Here is a 1,687-nt window from a genome sequence, read left to right as displayed (position 1 = left end):
GGGAGCCTGAGCTTCGGCCAGCAGAAACTTCTCGAATTCGCCATGGCGCTGATGAGCGAGCCGAAGATCCTGCTTCTCGACGAGCCGACCGCGGGCATCAATCCCACGCTCATCAACGGGCTCATCGACCGGCTGAGGAAGGCCAATGAGGAATTCGGCATCACGCTGCTCGTCATCGAGCATAATATGCGTGTGATCATGAATCTTGCTTCGCGCATCACCTGTCTCGCGCATGGGCGCGTGCTGGCGGACGGCACGCCGGACGAGATACGCGGCGATGCGCGCGTGCTCGATGCCTATCTCGGAGCGCAATGATGGCGGACGATCGCAAACGCGCGGGCGGCTATGGCGAGGGCGGCATCGCGCCCGCGCTGTCGGTCGCCGACATAGCGCGCGAGGCTGAAGCGCTGGGGCAGGCGGTCGCGCGCGAGGAGCTTCTTGAGCTTGCGGGCGGCGAGCCGGTGCTCGAGCTTCGCAGTCTTCACGCAGGGTATGGCGCGATGGAGATCCTGCACGGGATCGACCTCGCCGTGGCGCGAGGGCAGGGGCTTTGCCTCGTGGGACCGAACGGCGCCGGCAAGTCGACCGTGCTCCATTCGATCTTCGGCTTCACGAGGATCACGGCGGGCGCGGTCATCGCGCAGGGCCGCGATGTCACGCGCCTCACATCGAGCGCGAGGCTGAAGGATGCAGGCATCGCCTATATCCTTCAGGACAATTCGATCTTTCCGGACATGACGGTGGAAGAAAATCTCCTGATGGGCGGCTATCTTCTCGCCGACGGGCGGGCGGCGCATGAAGCGGCGGAGCGGGTCTTCGCGCGCTACGAGCGGCTTGCGAAGCGGAGGGGGGAGCGGGCGGGCGTGCTCTCGGGCGGCGAGCGTCGGCTTCTCGAGATCAGTCGCGCGCTCATCATGGACCCGGAGGTCCTGCTCGTCGACGAACCCTCCATCGGGCTCGAGCCGCGCATGATCGACATGGTGTTCGAAATTCTCAGCGAGCTGCGCGACGAGCAGGGCAAGACCATCGTCATGGTCGAGCAGAATGCGCGCAGAGGGCTCGAATTCGCCGATCTCGGCTATGTGATGGTTTCGGGCCGCGTCGCGCTGGCGGGCAAGGGGGCCGAGCTTCTGGAAAATCCGGAAGTCGGCCGGCTCTTCCTTGGTGGTTGAGAGACGGCGCCGCTGAAAGCTGAACGTGCGATGAACGACCGGGCCAGTATGGGTTCAGCCGCAATCGCGCATTCTCTGCCTCAACGGATCGATACCCGGTTCGATTTGCCAAGGAGGCAGCCCATGAAGAAGTTTCTCGTCCTTGCCGGCCTTGCGACGGCGCTCTTTGCAACGGTTCCCATGACCGCGCAGGCCGACAATTACCGGCATGACGATCGCCGCGTCTATCGCGACCATGGCAAGCGCGACTGGGGCCGCGGCAGCTACGATCGCAGGCATGATTACCGCCATATGAAGCGCCGCGATTTCGGCTACTGGAGGCCGCAGCTTGAGCGGGCGCGCTACCATCATTTCGGCCGGCCGATCTTCTACGATCACTATTACCGCGTGCCCTGCCGCGATTATCGCGGCCGCCTGGTGATGCTGACCGTCAACGCCTATACGGGCGCCATCATTTCGGTTGGCTTCTGAGAGGCGGTCTGACGCCGTGATGCCGGGCTAGTCCCGGCATCCAT

3 protein-coding genes are annotated in these 1,687 nt (G+C 64.2%); all 3 read left to right on the top strand.

Annotation, left to right across the window (positions count from 1 at the left end; all coding sequences use genetic code 11):
- The coding region (locus tag PKA57_RS06300) for an AAA family ATPase (RefSeq protein WP_324298641.1) at positions 1-315 on the top strand (315 nt) is incomplete at its 5' end.
- On the top strand, positions 315-1,172 hold the full coding sequence (locus PKA57_RS06295) for an ABC transporter ATP-binding protein (protein WP_324298639.1): 858 nt from the start codon (positions 315-317) through the stop codon (positions 1,170-1,172). The genes PKA57_RS06300 and PKA57_RS06295, both read left to right, overlap by 1 nt.
- Positions 1,173-1,295: 123 nt before the next feature.
- Entirely contained in the window at positions 1,296-1,643 is a 348-nt protein-coding gene (locus PKA57_RS06290) for a hypothetical protein (RefSeq protein ID WP_324298637.1), read from the top strand.
- The last annotated feature ends 44 nt before the right edge of the window (positions 1,644-1,687 follow it).

The sequence above is a fragment of the Parvibaculum sp. genome, from assembly GCF_035325945.1.
GTDB lineage: Bacteria > Pseudomonadota > Alphaproteobacteria > Parvibaculales > Parvibaculaceae > Parvibaculum.
The sequence above is the reverse complement of the archived record's forward strand: the minus strand, read 5'-3'. Positions and strand labels throughout refer to the sequence as shown.